Raw genomic sequence first — 9,309 nt, forward strand, 5'->3', positions numbered from 1 at the left:
GCTCACCGGCGGCCAGGGTCCCCGCGTAGACGTCGGTCGCCATCGGTCAGCCCTGCTGCTCGAGGATCTGGTTCGCGGCGTCCTCGGCGGCCTGGAGCGCCTCGTCGACCGGCTTCTTGCCGGAGATCGCGAGCTGCAGCTCGGAGACGACCGCGGTCTGCACGGCGTCCGACCACGCGAAGATGAAGGCGTTCTCGGCGTCCGTCGCGGCCTTGACGGACAGGCGGTTGGCCTCGTCGAGCGGCGAGTCGCCGGTGATGTCCGTGAACTTGGGGATGTCCAGCGACTCCTCCGTCGAGGGGAAGTTGGAGATCAGCGGGCTGGACACGAACTCCGTCTGCCACTCGGGGCTCAGCATGAACTGCGCGAAGGCGACGGCCGCGACGGGGTTCTTCGACGTCGACGGGACACCGATGAGCTGGCCGTCCTGGAACGCGTGGCCGCGTGCGTCGAACAGCGTGGCGACGCCCGTGGTGTCGTAGGTCGCCTCGTTCGTGTCCTTCACGTAGCGCAGGAAGGAGGCGTTGGTGGAGCCCCACACCACGTCACCGGCGGAGTAGAGCTGCGTGACGTCCACGTCGCTCGAGAGGGTGTCGCGCGGGAGCGCGCCCTCGGCGTACAGCTCCGCGTACTTCGTCAGCCACTCCTGGATCTTCGGGTCGTCCGCGAACGTGAACTCGGTCTCGTCCGCGTTCGTGATCTGCGCGTTCATGAGCTGCCAGTCGTTCGGCACGTGCGTGTACGGGTTCGCGGGGAACGCGTAGTACTCGCCGCCCGACTTCTCGGCGATCTGGCTCGCCATGTCGAGCTGCTCCATGACCGTCGACGGCGGGGCGTCCGGGTCCAGGCCGGAGTCCTTCATGAGGTCCTTGTTGAACGTCTGCAGGCCGTTCAGGCCCCAGTACCAGGGGAGGACGTAGTGGTCGTCGTCGCCGGGGAACTTCTGCGACTCCCACACCGACTGGATGAAGGGCGCGCCGATGTCCTCAGGGCCCTTGGTGGTGAGGTCGAGCAGGAAGTTCTCGCGGTAGAGCGCGTACGCGGTCGTCTGGTTGAGGTTGACGACGTCGGGCAGGTCGCACGACTGCGCGTTGGTCACGAGGCGCTGCGTGAACTCGGCGTCGCCCGGGTCGTCCTGCCACTTCACGGTGACGTCCGGGTACTTCTTCTCGAAGGCGGCGATGAGCTTCTCGAAGTACGGGCTGAAGTCCTGCTTGAGCGCCGTGGTCTGGAGGGTGATCTCGCCGGACGGCTCACCCGACAGCCGCTGGTCGGAGGTCACCTCGTCCGAGAGCTCGCACCTGCCGGCCGTCGTCGGCCTGCCGTCGGCTCCGACCGCGTCGGAGCCGCCGCCGATACCGCACGCCGACAGGGCGAGGGAGGCGACGACGAGGCCGGCGGCGCCGCTCGTGAGCGTGCGGCCGCGGCGGCGAGGTCGAGACGTGAGGGTGTGGGTGCGCATGGTGGTGTCCTGCCGTTCCTCGTGAGGTTTCTGCCCGACGGTGGGCCGACCTGGAAGTGGTCCGTGGTGTTCCTCAGGTGTGGTGGTCGCGGGCCGCCCGGTCGGTCCGGGCTCTCGGTCCCGCTGGCCGTCGCCCGAGGTCGTTCTCGTGCGTCGTGCGTGGTGGTCTGCGGTCGTGGGGTGGTCGTGTCAGGGTTCGCGCAGCTCCGGCCAGGTCCGGACGGGAGCAGCGACCGCCCCGATCCCGTAGACGGACTCCCGCGCGGCCTCGCGCAGGAGGGTCAGCGCGCCGCGGACCACCCCACCCGGCCCGAGGGTCGACGGGACCACCTCGGTCCGCAGCGGGGACTCCGCGCGCAGCAGCTCCTCGACCTCCGCGGCGAACGGCTCGGCCCCTGCCGTGCCGACGGTCCCTGCGAGGACGACGCGGTGCGGGTCGACCACGGTGGCGATCGTCGTGACGACGACGGCGACGCGTCGCGCCGCCTCGCGCCGGAACGCACGGACCGCCTCCGACGGGTCCTGGTCGCCGAGCGCCTGCTCCGGCGAGGTCCCCTCGAGCCCCAGCCCGTCGAGCACGTCCTGGAGGGCTGCCGAGCCGACGAGGCTCTGGAACCCCGCGGACGACGAGCCGAGCCGACCGCCGCCCGTCGTCGGCGCGAGCCCGATCTCACCCGCGTACCCGTGCGCGCCGCGCAGCAGCGTGCGGCTGACGACGGTCGCGGCGCCGATGCCCTCGTCCAGGCGCAGGAGGGTGAAGCTCTCGACGCCTGCCGCGTTGCCGCTCTCGGCCTCGGCGAGCGCGGCGAGGTTGACGTCGTTCTCGAGCGCGACGGGGCAGCCGAGCCGTGCGGCGAGCCGTCCCCGCTGCCCGGCGCGCCACGCCGGGTGCCCGGAGACGAAGTCCATGTCTCCCTGGGGGTCCACGACGCCGGGCGTGCCGGCGAGCACCTGCCACAGGGCGGACGGCTCGATCCCGGCCTCCGCGCACGCGGCGGCGACCGCCTCGGCCACGGTCTCGGCCGGGTCGTCGCCGTGCTGCGGGACGCGGACGTCGGACAGTGCGGCGCCGGACAGGTCGGACACGACGGCGTGCACGAACCGGCCCGGCTGCATCTCCACGCCTGCGACATGGCAGAGGTCGGTCACCGCGCGGAAGTGCACCGCGTTCGGCCCCCGCTGGGCTGACGAGACCTCGCCGACGGGCGTGACGATCCCGGCCTCGACGAGCCGGACGACGAGCTCGCCGGTCGACGGCTTCGACAGGCCCGTGACCTTGCTGATCGTGGCCCGGGAGGCCGACTGGTGCTCGAGCAGGAGGTCGACGACCATCCGCTCGTTCACCGACAGGGATTTCCGCATCTTCGCGACCATCTCGTCCGGGCGGCCGGGTGGCCGCTGTGGATACTTTTAGCCAGCCTACCTGATAGATAACCGTCCGTGAACCCCCGAGGGCTTCAAAGATCCGATGACCGGCGTCGGCAGCCGCCCGACCGAAGCGTTGGAGCGGCATCTTCGCAGGTCACACCGAGGTCGGGCCGAACACAGCAATGCCCCGATTCCTCTGACGAATCGGGGCACTGCAAGGCGTCGGGCTGTCGAGCGCTACCCGGTCGGGCTGCGGACGCCGATCGTGAGGAGCAGGTTGGCGTAGACACGCTGGTCGCCCGTGGCCACCAGCAGGGCGACGTCGTCGGACCTGGCGGCGTCGTAGAACGCGAAGCGGTCCAGCTCGTCCCACCCGAGGTCGGGCCCGAGCATCGCCCGGTACCCCGTGTGGGCGGGGATCTCCTCGCCCGCAGCGACGACGTCGCCCGCCACGCCGCCGGGCACCATGACGGCCGCCGACTCGATCGGGACGGCGTCCACCAGCACCTCCAGCACCTGGTCCACGGTGAGCAGGCCTGGGCGCAGGTTGAGGTGCACGCGCGCGGCGCCGGGCCGGGCGCCCGTGGAGTGCGGGTAGTTGGCGTCGGCCAGCAGGACTCGCGACCCGTGCCCCGCCGCGGCGAGCGCCGCGACGAGGCCAGGGTGCAGCAGCTCGTAGCGCAGCACGGTCAGCCCACCGGCAGGTGTCGTTCGGCAGGGGCGGCCGTGGTCGGCACCTGCGGGGACCGACCGTGCGCCGGAGTGCCGATCGAGGCCTCGAAGCGGTGGCGCTGGCGGCCGAGGCCCTCGATCTCCACCTCGACGACGTCACCGTCGGCCAGGTAGGGGAAGCGGCCGGAGAGCGCCACGCCCTCGGGCGTGCCGGTGCAGATCAGGTCGCCCGCCTCGAGCGTCATGTACTGCGACAGGTGGTGCACGATCGCCGCGACGTCGAAGATCATGTCGGCCGTGGACGAGTCCTGCCGGGGCTCGCCGTTGACCGACGACCGCAGCCGCAGGTCCCCGGGGTCGACCTCGTCGGCGGGCACCAGCCCCGGCCCGGTGGGCAGGAACGCGGGGCCGCACTTGCCCTTCGACCACTGCCCGAGCGAGTCGTCGAGCTGCCAGGCCCGCTCGCTCACGTCGTCGACGACGGTGTAGCCGGCGACGTGCTCGCGGGCGGCCTCCACCGACGGCAGGTAGCTCGCCTGCCGTCCCACGACGATCGCCAGCTCGACCTCCCAGTCGACCTTCTCGGACCCGGGCGGGACGGGCACGGTGTCGTCGGGTCCGACGACGGTGTTGGGGTGCTTGAAGAAGATGATCGGCAGGCGCGGGGGCTCGGCGCCGGACTCCCGCGCGTGCGCGGCGTAGTTCTGCCCCACGCACACGACGGCGGTGGGCCGCGCGATCGGGGCGCCGCGCCGCAGGGCGGCCGCGCCGTCGAGCACGGGGAGCTCGCCCGCGGCCAGCGCGGACCGGGTGCGCGCGATGCCGTCGGCGGCGAGGAACTCGCCGTCGATGTCCCCGCTGCGGGCGAGGGCGGCGGTCAGCGGTCGCAGGTCGTAGGTGACGTCGTCGGCCTCGACGACGGGGATCTCCTGGCCCACCGGGCCCAGGCGGAGCAGCTGCATCGGTGTCCTCTAGTTCTCTCTGGGGGGCGCGTCGATCATGCGCCCGTGTCGCGGCCCGGTCACTTCCGTCCCGCCATGCGGGCGCCCGGGCGGTCGTGTCAGGCGAAGGCGGCGGGATGGGCGTCGGGGGTCAGGAGCCCCTGGGCGACGAGGTCGTCCCACAGGTCGGTCGGCACGACGGCGGTGTGCCGGTCGACGGCCTGGCGCACCTGGTCGGCGGTGCGCAGCCCGACGACGGTGCTGGCGACCGCGGGGTGGGTGCGCACGTAGGCCAGCGCCGCCTGCGGCAGCGTGACGCCGTGCTCGCCGCACACCGCCGCGACCCGTCGGGTGCGGTCCAGCACCGCGGCGGGCGCCTGGCCGTAGTCGTAGGTCGCGTCGTCGGGCACCGTCTCGCGGGCGAGCAGCCCGGAGTTGTAGACGCCCGCGACGACGACGGCCGCGCCGCGCTCCACCGCCGCCGGGAGCAGGTCGGCCAGCGCCGGCTGCTCCAGCAGCGTGAAGCGGCCGGCGCACATCACCACGTCCACGTCGGTCTCGCGCACGAACCGCGCCAGCATCGCCGACTGGTTCATCCCGGCGCCGACGGCGCCGACCACGCCCTGGTCGCGCAGCTCCAGCAGGGCGGGCACGGCCTCGGCGAACGCCTGTTCCTCGTGGTCGTCCGGGTCGTGCAGGTACACGACGTCGACGCGGTCCAGCCCGGTGCGCTCCAGGCTCGCCTCCAACGAGCGCAGCACGCCGTCGCGGGAGAAGTCCCACGCGCGCCGGGTGGCGGCCGGAACGTCGAAGATGTCGTCGTCGCGCCGGTCCGCGGTCTCGGGCGACGGCACCAGCAGGCGTCCGACCTTCGTCGAGACCACGAGCTCGTCCCGCGGCAGCCCGCGCAGCACCGCGCCCACGCGGCGCTCCGACAGCCCGAGGCCGTAGTGCGGCGCCGTGTCGACGTACCGCACCCCGGCCGCCCAGGCGACGGCGAGCGCGTCGGCGGTCTCCTCGTCGGTGGTCGCCCGGTACAGGTTGCCGGCCTGCGCCGCCCCGTACCCGAGGCTGGTGAGCCGCACCCCCGTGGAGCGGATCTCGCGGGTCGGCAGCACCGGGGAGCCGTCGACCGCGCTCATGCCTGCTCCGGCGGGCGCACGCGCAGGTCGTGCATGCCGCCGTCCACCGCGAGCGCGGTGCCCGTGGTGGAGGTGGCCAGCGGGCTCGCCAGGTAGCAGACGGCGTGCGCCACGGCCTCGGGGCTGACGAGCCGCCCGGTGGGCTGGCGGGCCTCCAGCGCGGCGCGCTCGGCGGCCGGGTCGGGCGCGGCGTCGAGCAGGCGACCCACCCACGGGGTGTCGACCGTGCCGGGGTTCACGCAGGTCACGCGGATCCCGTCGCGCACGTGGTCGGCCGCCATCGCCAGGGTCAGGGCCTGCACGGCGCCCTTGCTCGCGGAGTACAGCGCCCGCTGGGGCAGGCCCGACCACGACGCGATCGACGCCATGTTCACGACGGCCGCGTGCTCCGAGTCCCGCAGGTGCGGCAGCGCGGCGCGCGTCACGCGCACGATGCCGAGCACGTTGACGTCGAGCACGCGCAGCCACTCGGCGTCGTCGTTGTCCGCGACCGTGCCCTGGGCGCCGATGCCGGCGTTGTTCACGACGACGTCGATCCCGCCGAGCGTGGCGGCCGCGGCGTCCACGGCCGCGCGTACACCGGCGTCGTCGGTGACGTCCGCGACCTCCGCGCCCGCACCCTCGGGCACGCCGTCACGGGTGCGGTCGATCGCGACCACGTGCGCGCCGCGCGCCAGGAGGGCTCGCACGACGGCGGCGCCGATGCCGGATGCTCCCCCTGTCACGACGGCGCGGATGCCGGCGAACTCCGGCAGGGTCTCGGTGGGGGGCGTGCTCACTGGTGCTCCTTCGTGCGGGGGGCGGGGGCAGGCCCGACGTCGAGCCCGTAGACGGTCACGGCGGTCCGGCCGCGCACGGCGGCGCGCTCGGCGGGGGCGAGACCGGACAGCAGCTCGTCGGCGGCCGCGAGCCAGCGCCCGTAGCCGGAGGCGAGCAGGCACACGGGCCAGTCGCTGCCGAGCAGCAGCCGGTCGGGGCCGAAGACGTGCAGCGCGTGGTCGGCGACGGGCCGCAGGTCCGCGGGGGTCCAGGTGTCCCAGCGGGCCTCGGTGACCAGGCCGGACAGCTTCGCGACGACGTTGGGCCGCGCCGCGAGCGCAGCCAGGTCGCGGCGCCAGACGTCGAGGGCGGCCGGGTCTCCGGGGCGGCCCTCGGCGTCGGGCATGGTCGCGGCGACCTGCGGCTTGGCGAGGTGGTCGAGCACGAACCGCACGTCGGGCAGCGCGGCCGCCAGCCGGGCGCACGCGGGGAGCTGGTCGGCCCGCACCACGAGGTCGAAGGGCAGGCCCGCGGCGCCGACGGCGGCGATGCCGGCGTGCACGTCGGGGCGGTCGAGGTAGTCGTCGGGCTCGGCCTGCACCATCGTGCGGATCCCGACGAGCCGGTCGCCGCCGGGACGTTCCCTCAGGGCGGCGAGCCGGTCCTCGAGGTCCGGGGCGAACAGGTCCGCCCAGCCGACGACGCCGGCGACGCGCGCCGCGCGCCCCTCGGCCGACGACGCGACCTCCAGCAGGTCGTCGGTGTCGCTCCAGCTGCTGGCGGTCTGCACGACGACGGTGGCGTCGACGCCGTGCGCGGCAGCGGGCAGGTCCGCGGGCGTGAAGTCGGCGTCGATCGCCGCCATGGTCCGGGGGTCGATCCAGTCCTGCGGGGTCCGCGCGCGGACCCACAGGTGGTGGTGCGCGTCGACGACGACGTCGGACATGCGGGCTCCCTCGACCTCCAGGCGATTCATCTAACCTATAGGCCGCTCGTCGCCTTGCGCTACCCCCGACCGCGGCCGATAGGCTGCATCAGCACGCCCGATACGTCATATCTCTATCGGCTCGCCCGCTCGACGAGGAGTGATCCCATGATCCCGGCCGCCCCGCCCCTGCGCCCCGAGCAGGCCTGGTTCACGGAGGCCCGCTTCGGCCTCTTCGTGCACTTCGGCCTCTACTCCGCCGCCGCACGGCACGAGTGGGTGATGAGCTTCGAGAAGCAGACTGCCGAGCAGTACGCACGCTACGCCGAGGTGTTCGACCCGGACCTCTTCGACGCGCGCGCCCTCGTGCGCGCCGCGAAGGACGCCGGGATGAAGTACGTGGTGCTGACCACCAAGCACCACGACGGCTTCGCCCTGTGGGACACCGCCGTCAGCGACTGGTCGATCGCCCGGACCCGCGGCCGCGACCTCGTGGCCGAGCTGGCCGAGGCCGTCCGTGCCGAGGGCCTGCACCTCGGGCTGTACCACTCGCTGCTCGACTGGCACCACCCGGACTACACGATCGACGCCAACCACCCCCGCCGGGACGACGCCGACGCGCACGCGCAGAACGAGGGCCGCGACATGGCCCGGTACCGCGAGTTCCTGCACGCGCAGGTGCGCGAGCTGCTCACCGGCTACGGGCCCGTGGACTACGTCTTCTTCGACTTCACCGACCCCGACGACCGGGGTGGCTGGCCGGGCAAGCACGCCGAGGACTGGGACGCCGAGCGCCTGCTCGCGATGGTCCGCGAGCTGCAGCCGCAAGCCGTCGTGAACGACCGCCTCGGCCTCCCGGGCGACCTCGTGACCCCCGAGCAGTACCAGCCGGACGAGCCCATGCGGGACGACGCGGGCGAGCTCGTCGTCTGGGAGGCCTGCCAGACGCTCAACGGGAGCTGGGGATACGACCGCGACAACACGAGGCTCAAGGACCCGGACCTGCTGGTGCGGATGCTCGTCGACACCGTCTCCAAGGGCGGGAACCTGCTGCTCAACGTCGGCCCCGACGGGCGCGGAGCGATCCCGGCACGCGACACCGCCGCCCTCGCGGCCCTCGGGGAGTGGACCCGCCTGCACGGGCGGTCGATCACCGGCGCGGGCCCCGCCGACGCCGACCTGGCAGCCGCCGTCGCACCCGGCCTGCCGCCCGGCGTCGTGCTGACACAGCGGGGCGACCGGCTCTACCTGCACCTCTTCGCGTGGCCGTTCGGGCACGTGCACCTGCGCGGCCTCGCCGACCGTGTCCGGTACGTCCAGCTGCTGAACGACGGGTCCGAGCTGCGGACGTCCCGCACCGACCCGGACCAGAAGGCGTGGAACACGAACCCGGGAGGCCAGCCGGCCGGCACCCTCACCCTGCACCTGCCGACCGTCCGGCCCGACGTCGCCGTCCCCGTGATCGAGCTGTTCCTCGACCCCGCGGCCTGACGCCGGCACCCCGGCGGCAGGGCCTGGGCTATGCTCGCGACCGTCGAGGCGGCTCGCGCCGCCTGCGCTCGAAAAAGGGGCGCGCGGCAGCCCGGTCACCGGTGACCGGCGCCGGGCTCGCACGGGACACATACGGACCGCACCACTCATCCGTCACTGTTCCCCTGGAGGCCCCGTGCCCACCGTGTCCGCCCATGTCGCCCGCACCCTCGCCCAGCACGTCGACCACGTCTTCGGGGTCATGGGCAACGGCAACGCGTGGTTCCTCGACGACGTCGAGCGCACGACGTCCGCGCGCTTCACCGCCGTGCGGCACGAGGCCGGCGGTGTGGTCGCGGCCGACGCCTACTTCCGCGCCTCGGGACGCATCGCGGCCGCCACCGTCACCTACGGCGCCGGGTTCACCAACACGCTGACCGCGCTGGCGGAGGCCGCGCAGGCGCGCGTGCCGCTGGTGCTGCTCGCGGGGGACGAGCCCACGTCCGGCCCCCGGCCGTGGGACGTGGACCAGATCGCGCTCGCGGCGGCGGTCGGCGCCCGCACCTATAC

General features: G+C 73.7%; 9 protein-coding genes. 2 read left to right on the forward strand and 7 right to left on the reverse strand.

Annotated elements, in window-relative coordinates:
* Positions 1 to 46 precede the first annotated feature (46 nt).
* From ACFT55_RS16305 to ACFT55_RS16335, 7 genes are all read right to left on the reverse strand, one after another.
* Complete coding sequence (locus ACFT55_RS16305) at positions 47 to 1,462, reverse strand: extracellular solute-binding protein (protein ID WP_380244891.1); 1,416 nt, start codon at positions 1,460 to 1,462, stop codon at positions 47 to 49.
* Between the two features lie 189 nt (positions 1,463 to 1,651).
* Positions 1,652 to 2,824: an ROK family protein gene (locus ACFT55_RS16310; protein ID WP_380244892.1), complete on the reverse strand. Its 1,173-nt coding sequence runs from the start codon at positions 2,822 to 2,824 to the stop codon at positions 1,652 to 1,654.
* 243 nt (positions 2,825 to 3,067) lie between these two features.
* Positions 3,068 to 3,517, reverse strand: coding sequence for an RbsD/FucU domain-containing protein (locus ACFT55_RS16315; protein ID WP_380244893.1), 450 nt, complete (start codon positions 3,515 to 3,517; stop codon positions 3,068 to 3,070).
* A gap of 2 nt (positions 3,518 to 3,519) precedes the next feature.
* Entirely contained in the window at positions 3,520 to 4,464 is a 945-nt protein-coding gene (locus tag ACFT55_RS16320; protein ID WP_380244894.1) for a fumarylacetoacetate hydrolase family protein, read from the reverse strand.
* Positions 4,465 to 4,562: 98 nt separating this feature from the next.
* A complete protein-coding gene (locus ACFT55_RS16325) occupies positions 4,563 to 5,585 on the reverse strand; it encodes an aldo/keto reductase (protein WP_380244895.1) in 1,023 nt (340 codons plus the stop codon).
* Positions 5,582 to 6,364, reverse strand: a complete 783-nt coding sequence (locus ACFT55_RS16330; RefSeq protein WP_380244896.1) for an SDR family NAD(P)-dependent oxidoreductase — start codon at positions 6,362 to 6,364, stop codon at positions 5,582 to 5,584. Before ACFT55_RS16330 ends, ACFT55_RS16325 begins: the two co-directional genes overlap by 4 nt.
* A complete protein-coding gene (locus ACFT55_RS16335; protein WP_380244897.1) occupies positions 6,361 to 7,320 on the reverse strand; it encodes an amidohydrolase family protein in 960 nt (319 codons plus the stop codon). The genes ACFT55_RS16330 and ACFT55_RS16335 overlap by 4 nt, the downstream gene beginning before the upstream one ends.
* Before the next feature lie 117 nt (positions 7,321 to 7,437).
* On the opposite strand from ACFT55_RS16335, the gene ACFT55_RS16340 reads away from it, so the two are divergent.
* Together ACFT55_RS16340 and ACFT55_RS16345 are read left to right on the forward strand one after the other, a co-directional pair.
* Positions 7,438 to 8,760: an alpha-L-fucosidase gene (locus tag ACFT55_RS16340; protein WP_380244898.1), complete on the forward strand. Its 1,323-nt coding sequence runs from the start codon at positions 7,438 to 7,440 to the stop codon at positions 8,758 to 8,760.
* 175 nt (positions 8,761 to 8,935) lie between these two features.
* Positions 8,936 to 9,309: thiamine pyrophosphate-binding protein (locus ACFT55_RS16345; RefSeq protein ID WP_380244899.1), on the forward strand; the 374-nt coding region annotated here is incomplete at its 3' end.

It is taken from the genome of Isoptericola sp. NPDC057191 (assembly GCF_042670225.1).
Lineage (GTDB): Bacteria > Actinomycetota > Actinomycetes > Actinomycetales > Cellulomonadaceae > Isoptericola.

What these genes read in the sequence shown, in the direction of transcription:
- ACFT55_RS16320 (WP_380244894.1), bottom strand. Translation starts at nt 4,464, where the DNA reads ATGCAGCTGCTCCGCCTGGGCCCGGTGGGCCAGGAGATCCCCGTCGTC.
- ACFT55_RS16310 (WP_380244892.1), bottom strand. Translation starts at nt 2,824, where the DNA reads ATGCGGAAATCCCTGTCGGTGAACGAGCGGATGGTCGTCGACCTCCTG.
- ACFT55_RS16305 (WP_380244891.1), bottom strand. Translation starts at nt 1,462, where the DNA reads ATGCGCACCCACACCCTCACGTCTCGACCTCGCCGCCGCGGCCGCACG.
- ACFT55_RS16335 (WP_380244897.1), bottom strand. Translation starts at nt 7,320, where the DNA reads ATGAATCGCCTGGAGGTCGAGGGAGCCCGCATGTCCGACGTCGTCGTC.
- ACFT55_RS16340 (WP_380244898.1), top strand. Translation starts at nt 7,438, where the DNA reads ATGATCCCGGCCGCCCCGCCCCTGCGCCCCGAGCAGGCCTGGTTCACG.
- ACFT55_RS16325 (WP_380244895.1), bottom strand. Translation starts at nt 5,585, where the DNA reads ATGAGCGCGGTCGACGGCTCCCCGGTGCTGCCGACCCGCGAGATCCGC.